Source organism: Streptomyces justiciae (assembly GCF_015163075.1).
Taxonomy (GTDB): domain Bacteria; phylum Actinomycetota; class Actinomycetes; order Streptomycetales; family Streptomycetaceae; genus Streptomyces; species Streptomyces justiciae.
Map to the genome: position 1 here is coordinate 76,663 of NZ_JADDXU010000025.1, position 26,173 is coordinate 102,835.

Genomic DNA, 26,173 nt, shown 5'->3' on the forward strand with positions numbered 1-26,173 from the left:
GCGGCACAGGTCCTCCATGCGCGCGCCGCCCCTTCGGTCACGGCTGATGCAGCCCGCGGCCGAAGGGAGCGTGACAGGCGAGGTGGGGGTGGGACGGAGATGACGGCGGCTATGCCGCGTCCACGGTCGTGGCGGTCGGGCGCAGACGCGTTCGTCTGTCGACGGCCGCTCGGGCCTCCGGCCTCTAGATCTGCTGCACCGCGGACAGTCTCCGAGCGCTTGACGGCACGGCGGCGAGCACCGGCCCGCCGAAGGCCCGCTGCGCCAAGTACCGTCCTGGAACGGCGGATTCGCCAACGGACACTGCAAAGCACGGTGGCGTCAGGACCGGTCCTTGCTGCGGCTGGCCGGATACGCAGTGCTCGTTCGGATGCGAGGAGCCATGCCCCTCACGCGGCTCACCTATCGCGGCCAGCCGGGACACGGCCGGCTCGTCGGCCACGCCGACGTCCGCGGCGACCGAGACGGCCGCGGGCCCTGTCACGCCGGTGACCAGGTGCCCTTCGGCGCTCTCGGCGTGGAGACCATGGGTGAGCACGAGGCCGAACAGCAGCACGGCCAGCGTCGACACCCGCAGCAACGGGCCCGCGGCAACGCGGACCCGCGGCACGCACAGGAGCGACCGGGCCGTAATCATGCCGTGATACTAGCGGCTCATGGGCCTGGGACCGTCAACTCCCGCGCCACAGCGCAGCAACGCGCCACGACATGACCGATTTGCTTCGGCGAGGACTCCGGGCCCGTGTGCACGATGCCCCGCGACGGCGGCCGATCCGCACTTCATAAGTACCCCCAGGGGGTATATGGTTACAGACGTCGGACGGAGCGGAGACAGCGCTCCTCCCGACCACAACCCATGCACCGAGACCTGAGGATGAAGCCATGACCGACCAGACGAACTCCGGCTCCTGCTGCTCCCCCGCGGGTTCCTGCCACTCCGGCACGACGACCGACGTCCAGGTCGGCGGGGTCAGCACCGTGTACAAGGTCGCCGGCATGACCTGCGGCCACTGCGAGGGCGCCGTCTCCCAGGAGATATCCGCGCTGGCCGGCGTCACCTCGGTCACGGCCCTCGCCGCGTCCGGCGAGGTGACGGTCGTGTCCGCCGCCCCGCTCGACGAGGAGGCCGTCCGAGCCGCCGTCGACGAGGCGGGTTACGAGCTCGTCGGCACGGCGTGAGCAGCCCCGTCACCGACACCCGATGAACGTACACACATCCCTACCGGGTGCCCTGCGTCAGACAGCAGGGCACCCGGCGCATGTGGTCAGCGGTTCCGCCCCGGACCGTAGTGACCGAGGAACATGTCCACTCCGCTGACGACGAGGCGGTCCGCGAGGTCGTCCTCGATGTGGGTGCCGTAGGTGCTGAAGACCATGTGAGGGAAGACCAGCAGCGCGTAGAACTGGATGATCGCGGTCTCCAGGTCGGGGATGACCAGCCGTCCCTGGTCCGCGAGTTCGCGCAGCGCGCCGGCGACGGCAGGGTGATGACTTTCCGGACCGTGCCCCTGCCAGCCCCGCCCGAGTTCGGGGAAGCGGTGATGCTCGGCGGCGACGAGATTGCGCAGGGCGGTGACGTCCTTGTTCGTCCTGACGGCGTGCACCCAGGCGCGGGCGGCCTCGATGAGGGCCGTCCGGAGATCCTCGGCCTCGGCCAGTCCTTCCAGCGCGGCCGATGAGGCGTGCCCGAGGGGCTCGTCCAGGGCGCTGCTGATGACCGCGCTGAACAGCGCTTCCTTGCTGCCGAAGTGGTTGTAGACGGTCACCTTGGACACGCCCGCCTCGGCGGCGATGGCGTCCATGCCGACGCCGAAGCCGTCCCGCAGGAAGAGTTCGCGGGCGGCCCGGACGATGGCCCGCCGCTTGAGTTCGGCGCGGGGGCCGCTGGGGGGCTGCTTGACGCTGTCCACGCTCATGGCCTTGATCATAGCAATCGACTGAACTGAACAGTTGAGTTCACATGAACTGCACCGTACAGTTCAGCCAGAGCCGCATGCTTCCGCAAGCTCATGACCACAGCGACAAGGACGGATCATGACCCATCCATCAACGAGCACCGGCCACATCTCGGACTCTCGCCACCCGCCGGCCGATCCGCGCCGCTGGGCGGCTCTCGCTGTCATCTGTGTCGCGCAGTTCATGCTGATCCTCGACGTCACCGTCGTGAATGTCGCGCTGCCCGACATGGCCGCCGACCTCCAGCTGGACCGGGCGACGCTGACCTGGGCGGTCACGGCGTACACCCTGTGCTTCGGCGGTCTGATGCTGCTCGGCGGTCGTCTCGCCGACGCGTTCGGGGCCCGCCGTACGCTCCTCGCCGGGCTCGCCCTGTTCACCGCCGCGTCGCTGGTCACTGGGCTCGCCGACAGCGCGGCGATGCTGCTGAGCGGGCGGATCACCCAGGGCGTCGGTGCCGCGCTGCTCTCCCCCGCGGCGCTGTCGATCGTCACGACCACCTTCCACGGCGCCGAACGCAACAAGGCCCTGGGCGTGTGGGCGGCGATCGGCGGCTCGGGCGCGGCGGCCGGGGTGCTGATCGGCGGCGCGCTGACCGACGGCCCGGGCTGGCAGTGGGTGTTCTACGTCAACGTGCCCATCGGCCTGGCCGTACTCACGGTGTTGCCCGCGCTCGTCCCGGCCCGGGCCCCGCAACCGGCCCGGCTCGACATACCCGGCGCGCTCCTGGTCACCGCCGGCACCGGCTCGCTGATCTACGGCCTGGTGAAGGCGGGGGACGCGGGCTGGGGCGGAACGGCCACGCTCGTGCCCTTGGCTGCCGCGGTGGTGCTGTACGCGGGGTTCGCCGTCGCCGAGCGGGTCGGCCGGGCCCCGCTGATGGACCTGCGGATGTTCACCCGGCGCCCGGTGCTGGCGGGAGCGTTCCTGATGCTGATCGCCACCGCGCTGCTGATCGCGTACTTCTTCCTCGGCTCGGTCCATCTCCAGCACGTCCGGGGCTTCAGCCCGCTGAGGACCGGTCTGCTGTTCCTGCCGGTGGCCGTGGCCACCGGCATCGGGGCCCACCTCGCCTCCCGGCTCGTCGGCCGGGTCGGCAGCCGCGCGGTCGCCGTGACCGGCATGGCGATCGCCACCGCCGGCTCCGTGCCGCTGACCCGGCTGTCCGCGGACGGCAGTGTGTACACGGGTCTGCTGCCCGGCTTCGTCGTCGCCTCCTTCGGCCTCGGTGCCGTCTTCGTCACCGCCACCACCACCGCGCTCGGCATGGTCGACCACCACGAGGCGGGCCTCGCCTCCGGAGTCGTCAACACCTTCCACGAGGTGGGCGGTTCGATCGGGGTGGCGGTCGTCTCGACGATCGCCGCCTCGGGCTTCGAGTCCGGTTCGGTCGACGGCTTCACGGACGCCTTCACCGTCTGCGCGACGGCGGCGGCCGTGAGCGCCGTAGTGGCCCTGGGGCTGGTGCCGGGCGGCAAGCCGCAGCTGACCGGAGGGCCGCACGTGCACTGACGGGAAAGCCTGGCGCTATACCCCTGGGGGGTATATGGTTCATGCCTGTGAGGCCCGAGAAGCCGGGCCACTCCTGAGGACATGGGGGACGAGATCATGGACCACACCGCGCACCACGCCGGCACCGCGCACGACCACGGCACGCACGAGGGCCACGACAGCCATGACCACCACGGTCACGGCGGACATGGTGGAACATCCTGGGCGATGGCCGCGAAGGCAACGCTCCACTGCCTCACCGGCTGCGCCATCGGTGAGATCCTCGGCATGGTCGTCGGCACCGCCCTGAGCTGGGGCAACGTACCGACCATGATCCTGGCGATCGCGCTCGCGTTCGTGTTCGGGTACTCGTTCACCCTCCTGGCGGTCCGCCGGGCCGGCCTGGACCTGAAGACCGCTCTCAAGGTCGCGCTCGCCGCGGACACCGTCTCCATCGCCGTGATGGAACTGGTCGACAACGCCATCATCGCCATCACGCCCGGCGCGATGGACGCCCACCTCTCCGAGGGCCTGTTCTGGTACGCCCTGCTCGGCGGCTTCGCGGTCGCGTTCCTGATCACCACCCCGGTCAACAAGTGGATGATCGGCCGCGGCAAGGGCCACGCCGTCGTGCACGCCTACCACTGACCACGGCCGGACCAGCACGACCATGCCGGGGGCGCCCCAGAACATCGGGGCGCCCCCGGCATGTTGCGGTAAAGGCGCAGGCCCTCGTTCAGACGTCCCCGGTCGCGTGGACGGACGACGGATTCAACGCTGGACACATGACCCCATCCCCAGCCGCAACCAGCACGGCCGCCCTCACCAAGGGGGGAGCCTCGCTGGTGGACCTGCTCGTCGACGCTCCCGAGATACGGATCGCCGTCACCGGCCCCCGGATGCTCATCGAGCAGCTGACCCTGCTCACCACCCTCTCCCCCTTCGACGGCTGCACCGCCCCCCGCCTCCAGGAACTCGCCGACACCCTGGAAGGAAGCATCCACTGCGGCCTGGTCGGCGTGGAGCCCGCGCAGATCGACGTCGCGTCGAACCGCTCCGGCGTACTGCTCCAGATCGATCTGGGACCCGCGAGCATGTACCAGAGCGAGCTGACGCTGCGGACGAAGACCGGTGAGACGCTGCGCGCGCTGATCAGCCGGCTGCTGAGCGACGATCCCGGCCGCCCGTTCTTCGCGGGCCTGTTCGCCGTGCCCGCCACCGGCCACCTCGAACACCAGCATCCGCCCGGCGATGAACCCCCTCAGCCCGGTCACGACCACCAGGGCGGAGGGCACAGCCATGGACATCCGTAAGAACGCCGTCGACCTCACCCCCCAGGAACGAGACCGCTTCCTGGAGGCCGTCATCCGCCTCAAGCACCGGCCCGCCCCGTCGGGCCCCGCGGGCGTGAGCGTCTACGACCAGTTCGTCGCCCTGCACACCGCGGTCATGACCGTCCTCCCGCCGGGATCGCCCCCGAACCCGCCCGTCAACTACGCCCACTGGAACATCGGGTTCTGTGCCTGGCACCGCCAGTACGTCAGACAGTTCGAGAAGGCGCTCCAGGCCGAGGTGCCCGGCGTCACCGTGCCGTACTGGGACTGGACCGATCACACAGGTGCCCTCGACAAGCTGTTCACCGGCGATTTCCTGGGCTCCCTCAACCCGGGCGCCCCCAAACCGCTCACCGACAGCGTGCTGCGCAGCCCGGTCCCGCCGGCCGAGCGCCCGGCCTGGTGGCCGACCGACATCGCGGGAGCGAAGGGCTTCCCGGTCCACCCCCTTCTCACAGAGGGCTTCGGGACCAGACTGGCCCGGGGCAGAGGCGCACTGACCTGGCCCCCGGGGAAGGCCCAGATCGCCCAACTCGAACAGCTCGTGCTGCAACAGCCCGGCGTGCACCCTTTCTGGTTCTTCTGGGCCGCGCTGGAAGAGGGCTTCATGGCTCAAGCCGCCAACGGGGCGCAGGTGTTCACGCCCACCCACAACACCGGGCACAACTTCATCGGCGGCCACATGTCCGGCGGCTTCTCGCCCAACGACCCGGTCTTCTGGCTCCATCACGCCAACGTCGACCGCCTGTGGGCCAGTTGGCAGACCCGGCGCCTCGCCGCCGTCCCCGGCTCGAAGCCGAAGGACCACTATCCTCCGCCGCAGCAGCTCTCCCCGTCCACCAACAAACCACAGCCACCCGGCCACGGCCTCAACGACAAGATGTGGCCCTGGGTGGGCACGACGCCCGGCTACGACACGGCCCAGCCACCCCAACTCAAGGCGCTCCTAACGGACTTCACCGGCGACGACGCCGTGACCGTGCTCGACGTACTCGACACGCAGACCATGGACACCGAGGGCTACCACTACGCCTGAGCACGACCACCGACCCGTCGATGGACAGGAGCAAGCCATGATCAACGGTGCGCATGTCATCGTCTACAGCCAGGACGCCGAGAAGGACCGTGCCTTCATCCGTGACGTCCTCGGCTTTCCCGGCGTCGATGCGGGCGGCGGGTGGCTCATCTTCAAGCTGCCCCCGGCCGAAGTCGCCGTACACCCGACCGATGGCCCGCCTCAGCACGAGTTCTACCTGATGTGCGCCGACCTTGATGCCCAGCTCGACGAGTTCCGCGCCCAGGGCGTAGAGGTCACCCGCCCGATCAGCGAAGAGCGCTGGGGCAGGCTGACGGCGGTCCGGCTCCCGAGCGGCGCCGAACTTCCGCTGTACCAACCGCTGCATCCCATCGCCCACAGTTTGTAACCCCGGCCGGCGACCGCCGTGCACGCTCGATGCGTACCGTACGTACAATTTGGACCCGAACGGTAATCGTGAGGACTCGTGACCCGCGGGTCCGAAGGGAGCGTGCCCGTGCCCGGCCACCGATCCATCACCGAGGCCGAGAAGCTGGCGGAGGCCAAGCTCGGCGGTATCCCCATCCGGCATGAGCAGATGGCCGTGGTCGCCAACATCTACCGTGCCGCCTCGGCTGTACGGCAGCACCTGGAGAACTCGGTGCTGCGCGGCGTCGATCTGACGTGGACCGCGTTCGTGGTGCTCTGGGTCGTCTGGATCTGGGGGGAGTCGGAGACGCGGCATGTGGCCGAGGAGGCCGGGATCTCCAAGGGGACGCTCACGGGAGTCGCCCGGACGCTGGAGGGGCGGGGGCTGATACAGCGTGCGGACCATCCGAGCGACGGACGGCTGGTGCTGCTCAGTCTGACCGAGGAGGGGCAGCAGCTCATGCAGCGCGTCTTCCCGGCGTTCAACGACGAAGAGGCCTTCGTCACGGAGCAGCTCAGCGACGAGGAGTGCCGCTCCGTCGCCGACGGGCTGCGGCGGGTCGTGCTCCAGGTGGAGGGCAGTGGAGAGGAGCGCCGGCAGGCCCTCCTCGGGGGCGCCGCGCCCGCACCTCGTCGTAGCGGCCGCCGCCGTAAGGCCTGAGCAACCGGCACGCCGGTCATGTCTGCTTGCGGTGCGCCGCGAGCAAGCGTTGCAGTACCGCGACGCCTTCCTTGGTGCGGGCCGGGGTGCCCGCCGTGACCTGGTGGAAGACCAGGCCGTCCAGGGCCGCGAAGACCACCTCCGCCATCTCCTGCGGTACGTCGAAGCAGGCCAGCGCCTCGCGGACGGCGTCGCGGTAGGCGTCGTAGAGCGTCTCGACGTGGTGCCGCAGCTCCGGTCTGCGGTTCGCTTCGAGTTTGAGTTCGTACTGGAACGCCTGTAGGTCCGGGTCGGCCGCGATGAAGTCGGCGAGGGGCGCGGCGAAGTCCTCGAGCCTGCCGCTGGCGGGGACGAGCGAGGACGTCTCGATGCTCCGCTCGACGCACCACTGGAGTGCCTGTTCGAGCAGGGTGTCGCGGGAGCCGAAGTGGTGGGCGACCAGCCCGTGCGTGACACCGGCCTCCGCGGCGACGGAGCGGTACGTCAGTTTCCGCAGGCCGCCGCGGGCCACCACCCGGACCGCCGCGGCGAGCAGCGCCTCGCGCCCCTCGCCGTAGCCCGGCCGGGCGTCCTCCCCCGTGTCGGCGGTCATCGGCCTCCTCCTCGCGTGCGGTCCATGCCCTCCAAACTATCCTATTGACAAGTTATCCAGATGGATAGATTCTCGCTGCATCGCGCATCCCCTCTCCCCTGGAGCCCTCATGGCCGTCCCCGAAGGTCTGAGCACCACCCCGTTCTCACCCCGCTACGCGGACCGCGTCGAGGAATGGATCGACGTCTACGGCAACGCCGTACCGCTGGCCCTCGGCGATCCGGCCGAGGAGTACGAGGCCATCCGCACCGCTGTCGGCGCCTCCGAGTACTCGATGCTCTACAAGTGGCATGTCGAGGGCGAGGCGGCCGTCGCCACCGTCGACGCCGTCTTCTCCCGCAGCGTCGGCGGGCTCGGTGCCGGACGCATCGCCTACGGGGTCGTCGTCGACGCCGAGGGCATGATGCTGGACGACGTGACCGTGGCCGTGCTCGCGGCCCACCATGTCGTCGTCACCGGCGGCAACCCCGCGACCCAAGAGTCACTGGCCGCGCACGCGCCCGCCGGGACCACGGTCACCGAACGCCGTGACGAGTCCGCCGTCCTGACCCTCCAGGGCCCGCGCAGCCGCCAGGTCCTTCAGCGCCTGACCGACCTCGACGTCTCCAACGAGGCCTTCCCCTACTACACCTTCCTGCCCGACGCCCCCGTCGGCGGGATTCCGGCCCAGGTGAGCCGACTCGGGTTCACCGCCGAGCTCGGCTACGAGATCCAGGTGCCGCGCGAGCGGGCGCTGGAGCTGTGGGACGCGGTCTTCGCCGCCGGCGCGGACTTCGGGATCAGGGCCTTCGGTGCGATCGCCCTGCTGACCTGCCGTACCGAGGCCGGGATGATCATGGGCGAGCTGGAGTACGACCGGACGGTCACGCCGTTCGAGTGCCGGATGGGCTGGGCGCTCGACTTCGACAAGGGCCCCTTCCAGGGGCGGGACGCGCTGCTCGCCAAGAAGGACAGCGCGGCGGGGCGGGTCGTCAGCGTCGTCGTGGAGGCAGCGCCGGAGGTCGCCGAGGGTGCGCGACTGGAGCTGGACGGGCGGGACATCGGCTACGTGACGATGGCCGTGCCCTCCCCCGCGCTCGCCGGCGCCACCCTCGGCCTGGCCCGGGTGCACCGGGACGCCGTGAAGTCCGGCACCGCGCTGACCGCCGTCGCCGCCGACGGCTCCAAGGCCGACGCCACGGTACGGCCCACGCCCGTGTACGACCCCGAGCGCGCCCGCGTACGGGCCTGAGCCGGAAGGCACCGCAGCCATGCAGCGCTACATCCTGACCCTCACGTGCCCCGACCAGCCCGGCATCGTCCACGCGCTCGCCGCGGGCGTCGCCGAGGCCAAGGGCAACATCCTGGAGAGCGCCCAGTTCTCCGACCCCGGCACCGGCGTGTTCACCATCCGCGTCTGCCTGGAGACACCCGAGGCCGGCACCGAGCGGCTGCGGGACGAACTCGCCCTGCGGCTGGCCCGGTTCGACCCGGTGCTGACCGTCCGGCCCGAGGAGCAGCGCCGCCGGGTGCTGCTGATGGTCTCCAAGTTCGACCACTGCCTGGTCGACCTGCTCTACCGCTGGGAGCTCGGCGAACTGCCCCTCGACATCCCGCTGATCGTCTCCAACCACCCCGATCTGGCCCCGATAGCGGAGCGGTACGGCATCCCCTTCGTCCACCTCCCGGTCACCCGCGACACCAAGCCGGAGGCGGAGGCGGAGTTGCTGCGCCTCGTCGCCGAGCACCGGGTCGACTTCGTGGTGCTGGCCCGCTACATGCAGGTGCTCTCCGACAACCTGTGCCGCAGGCTGTCCGGCCGGGTCATCAACATCCACCATTCCTTCCTGCCGGGCTTCAAGGGCGCCAAGCCCTACCACCAGGCCCACGAGCGGGGCGTCAAACTCATCGGCGCCACCGCCCACTTCGTCACCGCCGACCTGGACGAGGGCCCGATCATCGAGCAGGACGTCGTCCGCGTGGGGCACCGCCACACCGCGCCGGAGCTGGTCGCCATCGGCCGGGACGTCGAGCGGCTCGTCCTGGCCCGGGCGGTCCGGCTGCACGCCGAGGACCGGGTCGTCCTCACCGGTTCCCGCACCGTCGTCTTCGCCTGATGCCCGTACCGAGACGCCACTGCCGCCCGTACCGAGAGGCCCGTACGACATGACCACCGCGACGCTGCTCGACGGCAAGGCCGCAGCGGCCGACATCAAGCGTGAACTCGCCCAGCGGGTGGAGGTGTTGAAGAGCCGCGGCACAACCCCCGGCCTGGGCACCATCCTCGTCGGCGACGACCCGGCCAGCCACTCCTACGTCGGTGGCAAGCACCGCGACTGCGCCCAGGTCGGCATCGCGTCGATCCGGGTGGAACTGCCCGCCTCCGCCACGCAGGCCGACGTCGAGGCGGCCGTGCTCCGGCTCAACGCCGACCCGGCCTGCACCGGCTTCATCGTCCAACTGCCGCTGCCGGCGCACATCGACACCCACGCGGTGCTGGAGCTCGTCGACCCCGGCAAGGACGCCGACGGGCTCCACCCGGCGAACCTGGGCCGTCTGGTCCTCGGCATCCCGGGGGCGCTGCCCTGCACCCCGCGCGGCATCATCGATCTGCTGCGGCGCCATCAAGTGCCCATCACCGGACGGCAGTTCTGTGTCATCGGCTGCGGGATCACCGTGGGCCGCCCGCTCGGCCTGATGCTGACCCGCGCCACCGAGCACGCCACCGTGACCCTCTGCCACGAGGCCACGCAGGACACGGCGGCCCACGCGCGCGTCGCCGACGTGGTCGTGGCGGCGGCCGGCGTGGCCCATCTGGTCCGACCCGACTGGATCAAGCCCGGCGCCACCGTGCTGTCCGTCGGTATCACCCGGACCGTGGAAGGCATTCTCGGTGACGTCCATCCGGACGTGGACCGGGTCGCCGGCTCGCTGGCGCCGCCGGTCGGCGGGGTCGGCCCCATGACGAGGGCGATGCTGCTGACCAACGTCGTCGAGGCGGCCGAGCGCGGCTGAGACGCCCGGGGCCGGTACCGGCCCCGGGCCATCGCCTCACAACCTACGGACGGCTCCAGTGCGCATAGCGCTCCACCGCGTCCCCGTCGTGGCCCCACGGCCAGGGCGTCACCAGCCCGTCGATCGCCGAGAAGGCGGGGCGGGCCTGCGCCGCGCGGCCCGCACGGACGAGGGCGTAGGCGAGGAGCCCCAGGTCCGCGACGGCGGCGGCATGGCGGAGAGCACCGGGAACCGGCCAGAGGGACGCGGCCTGGTCCAGGACGCGTGCGACGTGCGGCTGGGCCCAGTAGCGGCTCGCCCCCAGTGCGCGGATGCCCCCGCCGTCCAGGTCGCGGTGGTACTGGCGCACGGCGGCCGTCAACGGCAGGCATGCCGCCGGGGCGTCCGGCGGCATGAGCGCGGTGATGTCGTCGAGGAAGTCCCGCAGGGCGCTGTGGCTTCCCTGCTCCTCGGGTGAGAGATAGCCGAGGGCCTGGAGATGTGCCTCCCGGTGCCACGGGTCACGCGCGCGGATCTCGGCCCAGACCGGGAGGACTTCGGCGCTCGGCCGCCCCAGCAGCCGCACCGCCGCCAGCGCGCCCACCCAAGGAGTGGGATCCTCCGGGCGGGCCTGGGCCGCGGCACGGGACAGTGCCAGGGCTTGCCATGGATCGGCGACCAGTTCGGCCCACGCGGCCAGGACGAGCGCGTCCGGATCGTGGGGTCGGCGTTCGCGCCAGTGCCGGGCCAGCGAGGGCGCGGCGTGCGCGAGCACGCCGATCCGGTGGGAGCGGCGGTCCCAGTCGCCTCCCGTCTCGCGCAGGAGCCGCTCCACCTGGGCGATGGCGAGGTCCTGCGGTCCGACGCCCCGGGCCGTGGCCACGCTCTTCAGCACCCGGCCCAGCGGGGCGTCGTCGAGTTCCGGCGCGAGGCGGGGGCCCTGACGCCCGCGGCCGAAGAGAGCCATGTCCTCGTCTCAGCGTCTGCCGTGGGCGGCCTGGATGAGCGCGTCGAACAGGCCCTGCTGGGCGGCGTCTTCGTGGGCGGTGTCCTCCGGGTGCCACTGGACGGCCGTGAACCAGCCCTGGACACCCGGCAGTTCGAGTCCCTCCACCGTGCCGTCGGCCGCCCGCGCGGTGACCGTGAGGCCCACCCCGGCCCGGTGGACGCGTTGATGGTGGTAGCAGGACGCCTCGATCTTCTCCTGTCCGGTGGCCTGTTCCAGGAGCGTGCCCCGCTGGATAGCCACGGGGTGCACGACGTGCCGGTGTTCGCGGTCCGGGCCGCCCATGTCCTGCTCCAGGGTGCCGCCGAGGGCGACATTGACGACCTGTAGTCCGCGGCAGATCGCCAGCAGAGGCCGATCCAAGTCGAGGGCCGCGCGGGCGACTTCGAGGTCGAAGTCGTCCTGCACGTCGTCGACGTCGTAGACGGTGTCGTGGGTGTCGGTGGCGCCGTAGCGGTGCGGGGCGAGGTCGCCGCCGCCGGGGAGCAGGACGCCGTCGAAGCGGGCGAGGCGTTCGGGCACGTCGCCGGAGGCGGGGTGGATGCTCGCCGGTTCGCCGCCGGCGCGCCAGACGGCCTCGATCAGGGCACGGGCGTTGACCTCGGCGGCGTACCGCAGCGCTGAGGTGGAGGCGGCGAAGCGGGCGGGGATCGCGATCAGGGGGCGGGTCACAGCTGGATCCAGGTGGTCTTCAGTTCGGTGTACTTCTCGAGGGCGTGGGCGGACTTGTCGCGGCCGTTGCCGGACTGCTTCATGCCGCCGAAGGGGACGGTGAGGTCGCCCTCCTCGTAGCAGTTGACCCAGACGGTGCCGGCCTTGAGGGCGCGCGAGACCTGGTGGGCGGTGGACAGGTCGGAGGTCCACAGGCCGGCGGCGAGGCCGTACTCGGTGGCGTTGGCGAGCCGTACCGCCTCGTCCAGGTCGTCGAAGGTGAGGACGGACAGGACCGGGCCGAAGATCTCCTCGCGGGCCAGCCGCATGCCGGCGTCCACCTGGTCGAAGACGGTGGGGCGCAGGAAGCTGCCGCCGGTCTCGGCGAGGGTGCGGCCGCCGCCGACGCGCAGCCGGGCTCCTTCGTCGAGGCCGGTGTCGATGTGGCCGAGGACCCGTTCGAGGTGGTTCGCGCCGACCATCGCGCCCATCTCGGTCGCCGGGTCGAGCGGGTCGCCGACCCGCAGTTCGCGGGCCCGCCTGACGATCGCGTCGGTGACGCCGTCGGCGACCGAGGAGTGGACGAGCAGCCGGGAGGGGGCGGTGCACATCTCGCCCTGGTTGAAGAAGATGCCCCAGGCCGCGGTGGCGGCGGCCTGCTCCAGGTCGGGGGCGTCGGGGAGGATGATGTTGGGTGATTTGCCGCCGAGTTCGAGCCAGACCCGCTTGAGGTTGGAGTCGGCGGAGTAGCGCAGGAAGTGCCGGCCGACGGCGGTCGAGCCGGTGAAGGCCAGCACGTCCACGTCGGGGTGGAGGCCCAACGCCCGTCCGGCGACCGGGCCTTCGCCGTTGACGACGTTGAGGACACCGGGCGGCAGTCCGGCCTCGGTCGCGATGCGGCCGAGGAGCAGCGCGGACAGCGGGGAGTTCTCCGAGGGCTTCAGTACGACGGTGCAGCCCGCGGCGAGCGCCGGTGCGAGCTTCCAACTCGCCAGCGTCAGCGGGAAGTTCCACGGTACGACGGCGCCGACGACACCGGCCGGCTCGCGGGTGACCAGGGCGAGGGCGTCGGGGGCGGTGTGGGGTGACTCGTCGGTGAGTTTGTCGGCGAGCTGGCCGTACCAGCGGAACGTGTTGATCGCGGCGCGCAGTTCGATGCCGTACGCGTCCGTGATGGGTTTACCCATCTCCAGGGTGACGGTCAGGGCCAGTTCCTCGCGGTGCCGTTCCAGGAGGTCGGCGATGCGCAGCAGGGCGCGGCCGCGGTCGGCGGGGGCCATGCGTGGCCAGGGGCCGGTGTCGAAGGCGCGGCGGGCGGCGGCGACCGCGAGATCGACCTCCGCTTCTCCCGCGTCGGCGACCTGGGCCAGGGTCTGGCCGTCGCGCGGGGACACGACGGCGAACGTGGCGCCGCTGCCGGCTTCGTCGACGCCGTCGATGTGGTGGCGCGTGGGGAGGTCGACTTCCTTGGCGCGGCGCAGGAGTTCTTCATGGGTGGCGTTGAGCACGGTGCCCCGTCTCCGATTCGTTGGTCTCGTGCCGTACGGCACTAAGGCCGATGCGGCCGGGAGCCGTCCCGGCCGCATCGGTGGACAGTCAGCCGGCGGTCCGGGTGCGCGTCAGCCGGGCGGCGGCGACGCCGAGGAGCAGGACCGCGGGGACGGTGAGCTCCAGCCAGAGGGCCGTGGTGCGGTCACCGCCGATGAGGGTGGTGAAGTTGGCGACGATGAGCCAGATGGCGCCGGCGATGCCGAGTGCGCCCAGGGTGGGGGCGAGGAGGGTGTTCCAGGGCCGGGTGTCGGCGCGCGAGCGGCGGAAGAAGACGACGACCGACACCGAGGTCAGGAAGTACAGCAGCATGACGCCGAGGACCGCGACCCCGCTGAACCAGGAGAAGAGGGTCAGCACGGGGTCCTTGCCCAGGATCGCGAAGGGCAGCACCAGCAGCGCGGCGATGAGGGTCTGCACGAGCCCGGCCGCCCAGGGCGAGTGCCGTCGGTTGAGGGCGGTCAGCCCATGCGGCAGCAGCCGCTCGCGGCCGAGGGAGAACAGGTAGCGGTTGGCGGAGTTGTGGAAGGCGAGGATGCCGGCGAAGAGGGAGGTGGCCAGCAGGATGGGCAGGACGTCGCCCGCCCAGCCGCCGAACAGGTCGGCGATCGGCGCGAAGACGAAGGAGGTGGCGTCCCCGCTCTGCAGTGCCTTGCCCGCCTCGCCCGTGACCTGGGAGGCGCCGTGCGCGGAGACCAGCATCCAGGAGGTGAAGGCGAAGAAGCCGGTGATCACGGCGACGGCCAGGTAGGTGGCCCGGGGGACGGTCCTGCGGGGTTCGCGGGCCTCCTCGCCGTAGATGGCGGTGGCCTCGAAGCCGAACATCGATGCCACGGCGAACATCAGCGCCACGCCCGGGGCACCGCTCAGCGCGGCGGAGGGGGAGAAGCTGTCCGTGAAGCCGAGGCCTTCGGGTCCGCCGCCCTTGACCAGGGTCACGAGGGCGAAGGCGATGAGGATGCTGAACTCGGCCAGCACGAAGACGGCGAGGATCCGGGCGCCCATCTCGATGCCCGACGCGCCGAGCACCTGGACGATCACCATGGTGACCAGGGTCCAGATCCACCACGCCACATGGACGTCGGTGTAGTGCTCGACCAGGCCGCTCACCGTGGCGCCGTACAGCCCGTACATGGCGGCCTGGACGGCGCAGTAGGCGAACAGGGCGATCCCGGCGCTGCCGGAGCCGGTCGTCCGGCCGAGCCCCTTGCCGATGTACGTGTAGAAGGCCCCGGCGTCCACGACATGGCGGCCCATGGCGACGAAGCCGACGGAGAACAGCAGCACGATGATGCCCGCCGCGAGGTAGGCGGCCGGGGCGCCGGCGCCGTTGCCGATGGCCACCGCGATCGGCACGGCGCCGGCGATGCCGGTGAGCGGTGCCTGGGCGGAGAGCACGAAGAAGAGAATGCCGAGGACTCCGAGAGAGTCGGGCTTGAGCCTGCCTGCCATGGAGGGGTCGTGAGCGGTCTGGGTGGCGACCGCTGTCTGACTGTCCACTCGAATCACCTGCCGGGGACGGGGAGGGGCGGGAAATTGTTTTAGGCCAAACGAGTTGCCTCATCGTGGGCCGGAACTATCCGTTTGGCAAGGGGTTGAGGGAAGATCCTTTTCCCGGCCCGACGACTACTCGTGGACGGTGATGGCCTGGAGCGGACAGACCTCGGCGGCCTCGTGGAGTTCCTCGGCGTTCGTGTCGTCCACGTCGGCGGTGTAGACGCCGGCCGTCTGCTGCCGCAGAGTCAGCCGGCCGTCGTCGTCGAGCGCGAAGAGGTCGGGGGCGGCGTAGACGCACTGGCCGTGGTCCTGGCACTTGCCGAGGTCGACTTCGATCTTCATGGTGGCTCCTGTCTCTCGAGGGGTTCCGGATCAGCGGAAGCGGACGGGGAGGTGGGTGACGGTGCGCAGGAACTCGGTGTGGGCGTAGGCGGGTTCGCCGGCCAGTTCGACGCCGGAGAAGCGGTGGACGAGGGCCGTGAAGACGACGTCGGCCTCCGCTCGGGCCAGGACCTGGCCGGCACAGCCGTGCATGCCGGAGCCGAAGGCGAGGTGCTGGCCGGCGGCGACCGGGCGGGTGTGGTCGAAGGTGTCGGGGTCGGCGAACACCGCGGGATCGCGATTGGCGGAGGCGATGAGCAGGGCCAGGACCTCGCCGGCGGGTACGGTCGTGTCCCCGATGACGGTGTCCTGCGTGGTCAGGCGGACCACCATCGACTCGGGTGTGTCGATGCGCAGGATCTCGTTGATGATGCCGGGGCGCGCCTCGGGGTCGTCGCGGTAGACGGCGAACAGGTCGGGCCGCTGGGTCATCAGCCAGATGCCGTGGTTGATGAGGTGCTTGACGTCGAGGTGGCCGACGGCGAAGAAGAGGAAGATCGTGTAGATGACCTCGTCCTCGGTCATCCTGCCCTCGTCCTGGGCGGCGATGAAGGCGTCGATCATGCCCTCGCCGGGGTTCGCGCGTTTGTCGGCGAGGAGTCGGCGGATGTGCCCGGCGAACCACTCCAGGGCCTCGGCGGTGCCCTTGGCCTCCTCGTCGTCGCCGCCGGGGCCGAGGCTCAGGCCGATCTCGTACGTCTTGCGCTGGACGGCGAGCATGTCGGTCGGCTCGATGCCGAAGATGTGGCAGATGCTGTCGAAGGTGCACTTCAGGGCGAGGCCGTCGGCGGCGTCCAGGGTGCCGTCGCCCTTCTCGACCTCGTCGAGGACGGCCTCGACGGAGGCCCGCATGACCTTGGACCACTCCTCGACCGCCTTGGGCGTGAACCAGCGGTTGGTGATGCGGCGCAGCCGCGTGTGGTCGGGGGCGTCCTTGCCCAGCATCGTGTGGTGGATCGGATCGGCGACCCCGAAGTCGAGCTGCTGCACGCTCAGGGTGGGGTTGCGGATCAGCCGGGCGACGTCCTCGTAGCGGGAGACGACGTACAGCCCGAGAGGGTGCTTGTAGACCGGGTGCTCCTCGCGCAGTCGCGCGTAGTACGGATACGGGTCCGAGCGGAAGCCCGGGTCGCGGAAGGGCAGCAGGTCCTCGGTGACGGTCATGGCGGGGCACTCCTCGTATCGGGCGCGAGGCAGAAGGAGAGGGATCGGAAGAGGGCGGGCGAGCGGTCGCCCTGCACCGCGAGAATTATCCAGTCGGATAGTTTCGTCAATAGGTCGCGGCCACTTCGCGCCCGCGTAATCAACTCTTTACTCGTTCGGAAACAAACGAGCCCCCGCCGCTGAGCGACGGGGACCCTGTCCGACCTGCTGTTTTCTATGGATTACGGCGGCTACTCCGCGTCGCCGCGCGGCCGGGTCAGCAGCGCGCGGAGCTCCTTCAGCGCGGCTTCGGTGACCTCCGGCTCGCCCAGGACCAGCTGGTGCAGGACGAGGCCTTCCAGGGCCGCGAACACGAGCCGGGTCATGGCGGGCGTGGCGTCCTCGGGCAGGATGCGGGACAGCTCGCGCTCGGTGGCGTCGAAGTACTCGCCGTAGAGCGCACGGATCTGCGGCAGCAGTTCGGGCCTGCGCCGTGATTCGAGCATGAGCTCGTACTGGAACGTCTGCATGGCCGGGTCCCGGACGACCATGTCCGCGAGCCCGGCGGCGAAGTCCGAGACGTTGCCCGTGCCCGGTTCCAGCGCGCTGGTGCTCGCGCTGGTCCGCACCGCGTGCTCCAGGGCCGCCTCGATCAGGGCGTCCCGCGAGCCGAAGTGGTGGACCACGAGACCGTGGGTGACCCCGGCCTCCTCCGCGACGGCGCGATAGGTGAGCTTGCGCAGCCCACCCTTGGCGACCACCCGCACCGCCGCGTTGAGCAGAGCCTCGCGGCCGGTCCCGTAGTCCACGCGCTTACGCGGCTTGGCCTGTGCTTTCTCGGAGGAATCGCTCATGAACGCGACCCTACCCGGCCGCGGAGCGCGGCAAGGAGGCGTCGCCCGATGCCTTTTCGAGCGCCCCGCCGGAAGCCCCCTGCCGCGCCCGCCGTCAGCGCCTGGGCGGGCGGATGCCGCGGAACTCCCAGTCGCCGCCGAGCGCGGTGGACAGCACCTCCTCGGACTCGGTGGGCTGGGCGCCGACGTCGGTACGGATCGCGGTCGGGCCGGTGACGATGTGGTTGGTGAGGCGGCCGAGGCCCTCGACCTCGACCTCGACGACGTCACCGGGTTGCACCGGGCGGGAGTTGGCGGGCGTGCCGGAGAGCAGGACGTCGCCGGGGTGGAGGGTGATGGTGCGGGCGATGTCGGCGACGAGGTAGTGCATGTCCCACTGCATCTCGTCGGTCGAACCGTCCTGCGCCACCTGCCCGTTGACGTACGTCCTCAGGCCCTTGCCGCGGAAGTCCCAGTCGGTGACCAGGCCGGGGCCGAGCGGGCACAGCGTGTCCGACCCCTTGACGCGGAGCATCGAACCGGCGTCCGTGTCGCGGAAGTCGTGCAGTCCGTAGTCGTTGGCGATGGTGTAGCCGGCGATGTACTCCCCCGCCTCGGCCGGGGAGATGTTCCGCGCGGTCCGCCCGATGACGATGGCGACCTCGCCCTCGTAGTTGAGCCACTTGCAGCCCTCGGGCCGGACGACGGCGCCTCGGTGGGAGTTGAGGGCGGACGTCGGCTTGTGGAAGTACGTGGGTGTGTCGGGCAGTTCGATGCCGAACTCGTCCACGCGGCTGCGGTGGTTGAGGTGGACGGCGATCACCTTGGAGGGGACCACGGGAGGCAGGTGCTGTGCGTCCTCGGTCTTCACGCGGCGGCCGTCACCGGCGACGAGTTCGTCCCCGTCGACGGTGACCTGGACGGCGGCGCCGTCGAGGAGGATGCGGCGGTACTCGGGCATGGCAGAGACTCCTGGATACGACGAGATACGGCTAGATACGGCTGTGAGGGGTGCGCGGGGCGGGCAGGCCGGTGCCGGTCCAGCCGTCGGCGGGGCGGTCGAACCAGAGGTGGACCTGGCCGGTGCCGATCGAGTTCTCGTACTCCCCGTACTGGCGGGCCCTGGCGACGCAGGCCTGTTCGCCGAGGGCGCCGGCCATCATCAGGTAGTGGAAGAACTTCGCCTCGGGCTTGAACTTCCAGAACTCGTCCATGGTGTCGAGGACCTTGTCGTGGCGGCCCTCCTTGAACCAGGCGATCCGCTCGTGGTCGGCCTCGCGGGCCTCGGGCGTGAAGATGTGCACCGGGTCGCTCGCCTCGTGGTCCCGCAGCTCGCGCAGCGGCCAGAAGGTGTGCGAGAGGGCGCCGGAGGCGATCAGCAGGACCCGGCGGCCGGGGGTGGCGGCGATGCCGTCGGCCAGTGCGCGGCCGAGGCGCAGATGGTCCTCCATGTCGCCGGTCTGGCAGACGCCGATGGTCACCCACCTCTTGTCGGGCAGCCCCTCGCCGAGGAACTTCCAGAGGTTGATGGTGGCGTAGTAGATCGGCAGGTACTCGTCCTCGATCGCGGTGATCCAGGTGCCGTGCTGGTCCGCGAACCGCTCGATGTTCCGGGCGAGTTCGGGGTCGCCCGGGAAGTCGTACGGCATCCTGCACATGCCGCGCGGCAGTTCCTCGGAGGTGAACAGGCCGGCCCTGCGCGCTTGCGCGGTGACCACGAACTCGACCGTCGTCGCCCAGTGGGAGTCGAGGACGACGACGGTGTCGTAGTCGTCCCGCTCGAACACCTCCCGGCGCAGCTCCTGGAGGCCGGTGACGAGGGTGATCTCCTTGCCCTCGTTCAGCTCCAGGCGGTCCTCCTGGGGGAGCACGATGGTGGGGACATGGGCGAGCAGGCCCGCCCCGACGATCTCACCCATGGTCCTGCCATCCCTTCGGGGCGGAGACGGTGTTCTTCACGTCGCAGTAGAAGTCGAAGCTCCAGGTGCCGCCCTCGCGGCCGACGCCCGAGTGGCGGGAGCCGCCGAAGGGGGCCTGGAGGTCGCGTACGAAGAAGCAGTTGACCCAGACCGTGCCCGCGACGAGTCGGGCGGTGACGCGTTCGGCGCGCTCGTGGTCGCCGGTGGCGAGCGTGGCGGCGAGGCCGAAGCGGGTGTCGTTGGCGAGGCGGACGGCCTCGTCCTCGGTGGTGAAGGTCTGGAGGGTCAGGACGGGGCCGAAGACCTCCTCCTGGACGATCTCGGAGTCCTGGGCGACGTCCGTCAGCAGGGTCGGCGCGTAGTACTGGCCGTCCTCGCGGTGGCCGCCGATGACCGCGCGGGCGCCCGCGGCGATCGCCCGCTGCACGAAACCGTCGATCTTCTCCAGCTGCCGGGGGTGGATGTTGGGGCCGATGTCGGTGGCCTCGTCGCGCGGGTCGCCTTGCCGGAGAGAAGACGCCTTATCCATAAAGCGCCTTGTGAACTCCTCCACGACCGTCTCCTCGACCAGGAAGCGGGTGGCGGCGAGGCACACCTGTCCGGCGTTGTCGTACTGCTCCACCGCGAGGTCGACCGCGAGGTCCAGATCGGCGTCGGCGAACACCAACAGGGGTGACTTGCCGCCGAGTTCGAGGCTGAGCGGGGTGAGGTTCGCGGCGGCGGAGGCGGCGATCCGCTGAGCGGTCGGCACCGAGCCCGTGAAGCTGATGCGGCGCACGTCCGGGTGCGAGGTGAGCGCGTCGCCGATCTCGGAGCCGTAGCCCTGGACGACGTTGAGGACACCGGCGGGCAGCCCGGCCTCGGCGGCGATGTCCGCGAGGAGCGAGGCGGTCAGCGGGGTCCACTCGGCGGGCTTGAGGATCACCGTGTTCCCCGCGGCCAGCGCGGGGGCCACCTTCCAAGTGGCCAGCATCAGCGGCGCGTTCCACGGGGTGATCAGTACGGACGGTCCCGCCGGGTCCCAGCTGACGTGGTTGGTGTGGCCGCGGGTGTCGAAGTCCTCGTGGTCCAGTTTCAGCAACCAGTCCGCGAAGAAGCGGAAGTTGTGCGCGACGCGCGGCATGACGCCGCGCCGGTGCGAGCGCAGCAGGGCGCCGTTGTCGGTGGTCTCGACGATGGCGAGTTCTTCGAGCCGCTTCTCGACCCCGTCGGCGACGGCGTGCAGGATGCGGGCGCGCTCGGCGCGCGGGGTGGCGGCCCAGGCGGGGAAGGCGGCCTTGGCGGCGGCCACGGCTGCCGCGGCCTCCATGGCCGTACCGCGGGAGATCTCACCGATGACGGTGCCGTCGATGGGTGAGTGGTCGGTGAAGGTGTCGGTGGAGGCGACGCGTTCGCCGCCGATCCAGTGCCGGGTGTCGACGGAGACACCGGCGACGGTGAGGGTGTGGTCGGTCATGTCCGGTCTCCAGGTCCTCTCGGGGGTGGGGGTCACTCGGCGCCGGACATGCCGGATTCCAGCAGGCGTCCGCCGTCCCAGACGACGCCGACCTGCCGGTAGTAGGCGCCGATCGGCTCGTGGATCTCCAGTCGGGCCAGTTCCTCGGTGGGGGCCTCGAACAGCTCCAGTTCGGCGTCGCCGCGCCAGGCCTGGCCGGCCTCGAAGGACGCCGCGCCGGACTCGATCAGCTCGTCGAGCGCGAGCCCCTTGCCCTTCTCGATCGAGGGCAGCCAGCGGTGGTGGGCCATCGGGTGGCCGTTGACGAACCCGTTGGTCTCGGACGGCTCGCGCAGGGTCACGACCGCCTGGGCGAGGCGCCGGTCGGCCGCGGCGAGCGTCGCTCCGAAGCGGGCCCCGGCCTCGATGCGCGGGGCGGGGCCGTAGGGGTGCGGGCGGGTCTGGTGGATCGAGCCGAGCTTCTTCGGATAGCCCTGGTGCAGGCCCCGCGCGATGGCGAAGTCCTTGTCGACCCAGATGTAGACGCAGCGCGAGTACGTCTGTCCCCGGTACTTGCAGCGGACGACCGCGAAGGCCTCCTTGTACTGGGAGAGCACCGGGTCGAGCAGTTCGCCGCCGTCGGCCGAGCAGGACTGCCAGTCGGCCCAGATCAACGCCACGGCGCCCGGGTCCTCGTCGGCCAACTCCAGCGGTTCGGGCAGGAGTTCACGGACGCGTGCGGGGTCGGTGCGGAACTCGACGGTGAGCAGGTCACCGGAGTAGCGCCAGGGCGGGGAGGGGATCAGCGACGAGGCGCCGGTCGCCGTCTTGGGCTGGAAGAATCCGCGAACGGTCATGATCAGTGGGTTCCTTGAGCAGTGGGGACGGGCTGCTTGAGCAGTTCGGCGCGGTAGCGGGCGGCGGCGGACGCGGCGGCGTGTCCGCCCAGGGCGACGACGCCGACCAGGCGGCCGGCGCTGTGGTATCCGGCGACGACATCGCCGTCGAGGTCACCGTCGAGCACCCGCACGTCGTCCCTGCCGAGCGCGGGGGCGCCGAAGGACTGGAGGCGGAACTCGTGCTGGTCGCTCCAGAAGGTGGGCAGCGGGGCGAACGGCCCGAACTCGGTCCCGCCGCCGGTGAGATGAGCGACGAGTGCCTTCGCCGCGTGTTTCGCGGTGTCGGTGGGGATGCACCAGTGCTCGACGCGGCGGGGTACGCCGTCGTAGCGGGCGTTGGGGAAGCGGGCGATGTCACCGACCGCGACGACCTCCGGGCGGCCGCCGACGCGCAGCAGTTCGTCGGTGAGGACACCGTCGCTGAGGTCGAGGCCGTTGCCGTCCAGCCACTCGACGTTGGAGAGGGAACCGACCGACTCCACGACGACGTCGGCCGGCAGCACCGTTCCGTCGGCCAGCACGACCCCGGTGACGTGCTCCTCGCCCTCGAAGCCGGCTACGCCGGCGCCCAGGACGAAACGCACTCCGCGCTCTTCGTGCCGCTTGAGCAGCGCGCGGCCCAGCAGTTCACCGAGGGGGCCGACCATGGGCAGGGGCAGCGGGTCGACGACGGTGACCTCGGCGACGCCGAGTCCCACGGCGGTGGCGGCGACCTCGCAGCCGATGAAACCGCCGCCGACCACGACGACCCGGGCGCCGGGCCGGGTCAGTGCCTCGCGCAGTCCTTGGGCGTCGTCGAGGGTGCGCACGGTGTGCCGGCCGGCGCGCGGGCCGGGGCAGTTCAGACGTCGGGGGCGCATGCCGGTGGCGATGACGAGTCCGTCGTACGAGAGCGCCTCGCCGTCGTCGAGTTCGACGATGCGGTCGGAGAGGCGGGCGGCGACCGCCTTGGTGCCGAGGCGCCATTCGACGTCGGAGACGCTCGCGCGGGGGCGGAAGGCCAGTGACTCGAAGGGGGCTTTGCCGGCCAGGACCTCCTTGGAGAGGGGAGGCCGGTTGTAGGGCATGTGCGGCTCGTCGCCGATCAGGGTGATCGTGCCGGTCCAGCCGGCCGCGCGCAGTTGCTCGGCGGCGCGGAGGCCGGCCATCGAGGCGCCGGCGACCACGATGCGTGCGCTCATGGTCAGGCCTCGATCCGGATGGCCTGCAGCGGGCAGACGTCGGCGGCTTCCTCGACCTCGTCGAGCAGCGCGTCGTCGGGGTCGCTGACGTAGGCCAGGCGGCCGTTGTCGTCGAGGCGGAAGACGTCGGGGGCGGCGAAGACGCACTGGCCGTGGTCCTGGCACTTGTTCATGTCGACGACGACCTTCATGGCCGGTCCTCCAGGGTGAGGGCGTGAGGCGGGGAGGCGGAAGAAGAGGGCCCGGCCGTGGACGGCCGGGCCCCCGGCCCAGGGTCCGGAGTTCCGGGACCCTGACTCATTTGGCTTCAAACAAAGTAGGCACGCACCACCCCCTGGTCAATACCTATCCATGCGGATAATTTTTTGGGGACAGCCTCTTGCGGGGTGGTGAAGCCGGCCATACCGTTTGGCACCAAACAACACCCCCAGCGCCCGAGGAGCATCGGTGAGCGCATCCACCACACCGGACGTCCGTCAGCACATGGAGCGGCTCGCCGCCGAGGGGATCGACGTGGTCCGAGTGACCTATCCCGACCTGATCGGCACCGAACGGGCCCGGGACGTCCTGCTCGACCACCTGCCCGCCGCCTACGACCACGGGCTCGCCTTCTGCCGGGCCGTCTACCACACCAGCCCGCAGGGCGACGTGGTCCCGGTCGCGGGCGGACTCGACGCCGGACTGCCCGACATCGCCGTACGACCGGATCTCGGCACGCTCGTCGCCCTGCCCTGGGAACCGGGCGTGGCCGCCTGCCTCGGCGAAGTCATCGACCCCGCGACCGGCGCACCGGCCCCCGAATCACCCCGTGACCTGCTGCGCGCGGTCCTCACCCGCTGCCGGGAGCAGGGCCTGCGGCCGGTCGTCGGGCCCGAGCTGGAGTACTTCCTGTGCGAGCCGGACGCCGCGAGCGGCGGCTGGCGCCGGTACGCGCGTGACGCCGGTGTCGTCTACACCGCCGGGCTGCGCGCCGACCCCGACAACCACCTGCTGCGCACCCTGCGCCTGCTGCGGGAGCTGAACATCGGCGCCCTCAGCGGGAACCACGAGTTCGACGGCGGACAGTTCGAGATCAACCTGACGCACAGCGAGGCCCTTTCGGCGGCGGACCGTGCCTTCCGCTTCAAGGCGGCGGTCAAGGAACTCGCCCGCAAGGAGGGGCGGCTCGCCACCTTCATGGCCAAGCCGTTCAACGACGCCGGCGGCTCCGGCTTCCACCTCCACCTGTCCTGCGAGGGTGAGGACGGCCGCAACGCCTTCGACGACCCCGCGGGGACGTACGGCCTGTCGGCCACCGCCCGGCACGCGATCGCGGGCATCCTCGCCCACGCCCCGGCCCTCGCCGCGCTCGCCAACCCGACCGTCAACTCCTACCGGCGCTTCGGCCCGGACACCCTCGCCCCGTGGCTGATCGACTGGGGTCTGGACAACCGCAGTGCCATGGTCCGCATCCCGCCCGAGCGCGGCTCGGGAGCCCGTCTCGAACTGCGGCTGGGCGACGCCAGCGCCAACCCCTATCTGCTGATCGCCGCGACTCTGGCCGCCGCCCTGCTCGGCATCCGGGCCGGCGCGGAGCCTCCCGCGCCGCTGGAGGGATACGGCTACGACACCGCCAAGGCGGCCCTGCTGCCGATGAACCTGTCCGCCGCGCTGGACGCCCTGGAGGCGGACAGCGACCTGACCGAACTCCTCGGCAAGGACTTCACCGCCTCCTACCTCTCCTACAAGCGCAACGAGGTCGAACGCTTCGGACGGCATGTCACCGACTGGGAGTTCACCGAGTACGCCCACCACCTCTGAGCCACCCAGGACTTCCCGCCGTACGCCTTATGGAGACCCCAGCCATGACCAGCCCCGCCCTTCCCGTCACCCCCACCGACGCCGACGAACTCCGCGCCCACCTCCAGGAACCGCTGCCCCTGGCGGACGTGAACCTGGCCGACCTCGACAACTTCGCCGACGGGGTCACCCCTTGGCGGATGTTCCACACCCTGCGCCACGAGAGCCCGGTGCACTGGCAGCCGGAGGAGGCGCCCAACTCCGGCTTCTGGTCGGTGACCCGGCACGCCGACATCGCCCGCGTCGACCGGGACGCCGAGACCTTCACCTCCACCCGGTTCGTGAACCTGGAGGAGGTCGACGAGGACCAGATCAAGAAGCGGGCCTCCATCCTGGAGCTGGACGGCGTCCGCCACCGCGCCCTGCGCAGCGTCATCCAGCGCCAGTTCGGCGCTAACGTCATCAACAGCTACACGGACTTCCTGCGCGGCCTGACCGCGAAGACCCTGGACGCGGCGCTGGCCAAGGGGACCTTCGACTTCGTCGCCGACGTCTCCGCAGACTTCCCCATCAACGTCCTCGCGCGTCTCCTCGACGTCCCGCCGGAGGACAACCAGCAGCTCATCGACTGGGGCAACCGGATCATCGGCAACACCGACCCCGACTACGCGGACGTGCTGCTGCACAGCGAGGAGAGCGAGCAGTACCGCGACCTGCCCTTCCGCTCCCCCGCCTCACTCGAAGTCTTCGAGTACGGCCGGGAGTTGGCCAGGCAGCGACGCGGCGGCGAGGGCACGGACCTGGTGTCGAAGCTGGTCAACACCACCCCGCGCGACGGCGTCCCCCTCTCGGCGCAGGACTTCGACAACTACTTCCTGCTCCTGGTCGTCGCCGGCAACGAGACCACGCGGCACACCATCACCCACTCGATGCTGGCGCTGCTCCAACACCCCGATCAGCTCGCGAGGTTGAAGGACGACCCGTCCCTCATCCCGACCGCGGTCGAGGAGTTCCTGCGCTGGGCCTCCCCCGTCTACCACTTCCGCCGCACCGCCACCCGCGACGTCGAGCTCGGCGGCAAGCAGGTCAAGGAGGGCGACAAGGTCGTCATGTGGTACGCCTCCGGCAACCGCGACGAGGAGGTCTTCGGCAACCCCTACGACTTCGACGTGGCCCGGCAGAACAACGACCACGTGACCTTCGGCAAGGGCAGCCCCCACCTGTGCCTGGGCAACCTGCTCGCCCGCACCGAGATCCGCATCATGTTCGAGGAGCTCATCCCCCGGCTCGCCGACATCCGGCTCGTCGGAGACGTACCGCGCGTGCGCTCCAACTTCGTCAACGGCATCAAGAAGCTGCCGGTGGAGGTCACGCTCGCCTGACGGGAGCGGCGGTCTTTGTGGTGGCGGCGCGGAACCCGGCGTACAGGTCCGCGCCGCCCGCCCCTCGC

The 26,173-nt window shown here is 70.8% G+C and carries 28 protein-coding genes; 12 read left to right on the forward strand and 16 right to left on the reverse strand.

Annotation, left to right across the window (positions count from 1 at the left end; all coding sequences use genetic code 11):
- Positions 1 to 184: 184 nt before the first annotated feature.
- Entirely contained in the window at positions 185 to 637 is a 453-nt protein-coding gene (locus IQ210_RS42315; protein ID WP_194084572.1) for a hypothetical protein, read from the reverse strand.
- 245 nt (positions 638 to 882) lie between these two features.
- Here IQ210_RS42315 and IQ210_RS42320 point away from each other — a divergent pair, with 245 nt between their 5' ends.
- The gene (locus IQ210_RS42320; RefSeq protein ID WP_194084573.1) at positions 883 to 1,179 is read left to right on the forward strand and encodes a heavy-metal-associated domain-containing protein; all 297 of its coding nucleotides are present in this window, start codon (positions 883 to 885) and stop codon (positions 1,177 to 1,179) included.
- An 86-nt stretch (positions 1,180 to 1,265) separates the two neighbouring features.
- On the opposite strand, the gene IQ210_RS42325 is transcribed toward IQ210_RS42320, so the two are convergent.
- A complete protein-coding gene (locus IQ210_RS42325) occupies positions 1,266 to 1,916 on the reverse strand; it encodes a TetR/AcrR family transcriptional regulator (RefSeq protein WP_194084574.1) in 651 nt (216 codons plus the stop codon).
- A 118-nt stretch (positions 1,917 to 2,034) separates the two neighbouring features.
- Here IQ210_RS42325 and IQ210_RS42330 point away from each other — a divergent pair, with 118 nt between their 5' ends.
- The 6 genes from IQ210_RS42330 to IQ210_RS42355 all read left to right on the forward strand — a co-directional run bounded on the left by IQ210_RS42330 (position 2,035) and on the right by IQ210_RS42355 (position 6,886).
- Entirely contained in the window at positions 2,035 to 3,468 is a 1,434-nt protein-coding gene (locus tag IQ210_RS42330) for an MFS transporter (RefSeq protein ID WP_194084575.1), read from the forward strand.
- 96 nt (positions 3,469 to 3,564) lie between these two features.
- On the forward strand, positions 3,565 to 4,095 hold the full coding sequence (locus IQ210_RS42335) for a DUF4396 domain-containing protein (protein ID WP_194084623.1): 531 nt from the start codon (positions 3,565 to 3,567) through the stop codon (positions 4,093 to 4,095).
- Positions 4,096 to 4,232: 137 nt separating this feature from the next.
- Positions 4,233 to 4,760: a hypothetical protein gene (locus IQ210_RS42340; protein WP_194084576.1), complete on the forward strand. Its 528-nt coding sequence runs from the start codon at positions 4,233 to 4,235 to the stop codon at positions 4,758 to 4,760.
- Positions 4,747 to 5,817 carry a tyrosinase family protein gene (locus IQ210_RS42345; protein ID WP_194084577.1) on the forward strand — a complete coding sequence of 357 codons (1,071 nt, stop codon included), beginning with the start codon at positions 4,747 to 4,749 and terminating at the stop codon, positions 5,815 to 5,817. Before IQ210_RS42340 ends, IQ210_RS42345 begins: the two co-directional genes overlap by 14 nt.
- A gap of 37 nt (positions 5,818 to 5,854) precedes the next feature.
- Positions 5,855 to 6,205 (forward strand): VOC family protein, encoded by a 351-nt coding sequence (locus IQ210_RS42350; RefSeq protein ID WP_194084578.1) that lies wholly within the window; start codon positions 5,855 to 5,857, stop codon positions 6,203 to 6,205.
- A gap of 108 nt (positions 6,206 to 6,313) precedes the next feature.
- The gene (locus IQ210_RS42355; RefSeq protein ID WP_194084579.1) at positions 6,314 to 6,886 is read left to right on the forward strand and encodes a MarR family winged helix-turn-helix transcriptional regulator; all 573 of its coding nucleotides are present in this window, start codon (positions 6,314 to 6,316) and stop codon (positions 6,884 to 6,886) included.
- A gap of 16 nt (positions 6,887 to 6,902) precedes the next feature.
- Here IQ210_RS42355 and IQ210_RS42360 read toward each other — a convergent pair whose 3' ends face one another.
- Complete coding sequence (locus IQ210_RS42360) at positions 6,903 to 7,478, reverse strand: TetR/AcrR family transcriptional regulator (protein ID WP_194084580.1); 576 nt, start codon at positions 7,476 to 7,478, stop codon at positions 6,903 to 6,905.
- 109 nt (positions 7,479 to 7,587) lie between these two features.
- On the opposite strand from IQ210_RS42360, the gene IQ210_RS42365 reads away from it, so the two are divergent.
- From IQ210_RS42365 to IQ210_RS42375, 3 genes are read left to right on the forward strand one after another with little or no spacing between them, the layout of a single operon-like run.
- Positions 7,588 to 8,709 carry an aminomethyltransferase family protein gene (locus IQ210_RS42365; RefSeq protein WP_194084581.1) on the forward strand — a complete coding sequence of 374 codons (1,122 nt, stop codon included), beginning with the start codon at positions 7,588 to 7,590 and terminating at the stop codon, positions 8,707 to 8,709.
- Between the two features lie 19 nt (positions 8,710 to 8,728).
- Positions 8,729 to 9,574: a formyltetrahydrofolate deformylase gene (purU, locus tag IQ210_RS42370; protein WP_194084582.1), complete on the forward strand. Its 846-nt coding sequence runs from the start codon at positions 8,729 to 8,731 to the stop codon at positions 9,572 to 9,574.
- Positions 9,575 to 9,623: 49 nt separating this feature from the next.
- Positions 9,624 to 10,472 carry a bifunctional methylenetetrahydrofolate dehydrogenase/methenyltetrahydrofolate cyclohydrolase gene (locus IQ210_RS42375; protein WP_194084583.1) on the forward strand — a complete coding sequence of 283 codons (849 nt, stop codon included), beginning with the start codon at positions 9,624 to 9,626 and terminating at the stop codon, positions 10,470 to 10,472.
- A 43-nt stretch (positions 10,473 to 10,515) separates the two neighbouring features.
- Here the strand turns inward: IQ210_RS42375 and IQ210_RS42380 are convergent, their stop codons facing one another.
- The 13 genes from IQ210_RS42380 to IQ210_RS42440 all read right to left on the reverse strand — a co-directional run bounded on the left by IQ210_RS42380 (position 10,516) and on the right by IQ210_RS42440 (position 23,135).
- Entirely contained in the window at positions 10,516 to 11,418 is a 903-nt protein-coding gene (locus IQ210_RS42380) for a hypothetical protein (protein ID WP_194084584.1), read from the reverse strand.
- Between the two features lie 9 nt (positions 11,419 to 11,427).
- A complete protein-coding gene (locus IQ210_RS42385; protein ID WP_194084585.1) occupies positions 11,428 to 12,129 on the reverse strand; it encodes a gamma-glutamyl-gamma-aminobutyrate hydrolase family protein in 702 nt (233 codons plus the stop codon).
- Positions 12,126 to 13,616, reverse strand: coding sequence for an aldehyde dehydrogenase (locus IQ210_RS42390; protein ID WP_194084586.1), 1,491 nt, complete (start codon positions 13,614 to 13,616; stop codon positions 12,126 to 12,128). Before IQ210_RS42390 ends, IQ210_RS42385 begins: the two co-directional genes overlap by 4 nt.
- An 88-nt stretch (positions 13,617 to 13,704) precedes the next feature.
- Positions 13,705 to 15,156, reverse strand: a complete 1,452-nt coding sequence (locus IQ210_RS42395) for an APC family permease (protein ID WP_194084587.1) — start codon at positions 15,154 to 15,156, stop codon at positions 13,705 to 13,707.
- Between the two features lie 126 nt (positions 15,157 to 15,282).
- Positions 15,283 to 15,495 carry a ferredoxin gene (locus IQ210_RS42400; RefSeq protein WP_194084588.1) on the reverse strand — a complete coding sequence of 71 codons (213 nt, stop codon included), beginning with the start codon at positions 15,493 to 15,495 and terminating at the stop codon, positions 15,283 to 15,285.
- Between the two features lie 30 nt (positions 15,496 to 15,525).
- A complete protein-coding gene (locus tag IQ210_RS42405) occupies positions 15,526 to 16,698 on the reverse strand; it encodes a cytochrome P450 (protein ID WP_194084589.1) in 1,173 nt (390 codons plus the stop codon).
- A 230-nt stretch (positions 16,699 to 16,928) separates the two neighbouring features.
- Positions 16,929 to 17,531 carry a TetR/AcrR family transcriptional regulator gene (locus IQ210_RS42410; RefSeq protein ID WP_194084590.1) on the reverse strand — a complete coding sequence of 201 codons (603 nt, stop codon included), beginning with the start codon at positions 17,529 to 17,531 and terminating at the stop codon, positions 16,929 to 16,931.
- Positions 17,532 to 17,625: 94 nt separating this feature from the next.
- The gene (locus IQ210_RS42415) at positions 17,626 to 18,471 is read right to left on the reverse strand and encodes a fumarylacetoacetate hydrolase family protein (RefSeq protein ID WP_194084591.1); all 846 of its coding nucleotides are present in this window, start codon (positions 18,469 to 18,471) and stop codon (positions 17,626 to 17,628) included.
- Between the two features lie 31 nt (positions 18,472 to 18,502).
- Positions 18,503 to 19,429 (reverse strand): 3,4-dihydroxyphenylacetate 2,3-dioxygenase, encoded by a 927-nt coding sequence (locus IQ210_RS42420; RefSeq protein WP_194084592.1) that lies wholly within the window; start codon positions 19,427 to 19,429, stop codon positions 18,503 to 18,505.
- Positions 19,422 to 20,885: an aldehyde dehydrogenase gene (locus IQ210_RS42425; protein WP_194084593.1), complete on the reverse strand. Its 1,464-nt coding sequence runs from the start codon at positions 20,883 to 20,885 to the stop codon at positions 19,422 to 19,424. The genes IQ210_RS42420 and IQ210_RS42425 overlap by 8 nt, the downstream gene beginning before the upstream one ends.
- Before the next feature lie 32 nt (positions 20,886 to 20,917).
- The gene (locus IQ210_RS42430; protein ID WP_194084624.1) at positions 20,918 to 21,724 is read right to left on the reverse strand and encodes an acetoacetate decarboxylase family protein; all 807 of its coding nucleotides are present in this window, start codon (positions 21,722 to 21,724) and stop codon (positions 20,918 to 20,920) included.
- A complete protein-coding gene (locus IQ210_RS42435) occupies positions 21,724 to 22,944 on the reverse strand; it encodes an NAD(P)/FAD-dependent oxidoreductase (protein ID WP_194084594.1) in 1,221 nt (406 codons plus the stop codon). The genes IQ210_RS42430 and IQ210_RS42435 overlap by 1 nt, the downstream gene beginning before the upstream one ends.
- Before the next feature lie 2 nt (positions 22,945 to 22,946).
- Positions 22,947 to 23,135 carry a ferredoxin gene (locus IQ210_RS42440; RefSeq protein WP_194084595.1) on the reverse strand — a complete coding sequence of 63 codons (189 nt, stop codon included), beginning with the start codon at positions 23,133 to 23,135 and terminating at the stop codon, positions 22,947 to 22,949.
- A gap of 256 nt (positions 23,136 to 23,391) precedes the next feature.
- Between IQ210_RS42440 and IQ210_RS42445 the strand changes: the two genes are divergently transcribed.
- Positions 23,392 to 24,744, forward strand: a complete 1,353-nt coding sequence (locus IQ210_RS42445) for a glutamine synthetase family protein (RefSeq protein ID WP_194084596.1) — start codon at positions 23,392 to 23,394, stop codon at positions 24,742 to 24,744.
- Between the two features lie 44 nt (positions 24,745 to 24,788).
- The gene (locus tag IQ210_RS42450; protein WP_194084597.1) at positions 24,789 to 26,105 is read left to right on the forward strand and encodes a cytochrome P450; all 1,317 of its coding nucleotides are present in this window, start codon (positions 24,789 to 24,791) and stop codon (positions 26,103 to 26,105) included.
- Positions 26,106 to 26,173: the final 68 nt, after the last annotated feature.